This window comes from Thermus sp. FJN-A, assembly GCF_054655095.1.
Genome location: NZ_BAAHSC010000314.1, coordinates 1 through 236, shown reverse-complemented (window position 1 = coordinate 236; position 236 = coordinate 1). Strand labels below are relative to the sequence as shown.

Genomic DNA, 236 nt, shown 5'->3' with positions numbered 1-236 from the left:
GTCCGAAAGTAAAACTGCGGCCGGTACCCAGAAAAAAACCCCGTGTGCCGGCCCCCCTCCTCCTTCCTCAACACGTACACCGAGGCCTCAAACTTCGTGTGCGGCGTAATGCTCCCAGGCCTCGCCAACACCTGCCCCCGCTCCACCTCCTCCCGGCTTACACCCCGCAAAAGCAATCCCACATTGTCCCCAGCTATCCCCTCCTGCAACGTCTTCCGGTGCATCTCTACACCCGT

General features: G+C 61.0%; 1 protein-coding gene. It reads right to left on the bottom strand.

Going from position 1 to position 236, the window contains the following annotated elements; all coding sequences use genetic code 11:
- The coding region (locus ACYQ0J_RS13865) for an EF-Tu C-terminal domain-related protein (protein WP_460172638.1) at positions 1 to 236 on the bottom strand (236 nt) is incomplete at both ends.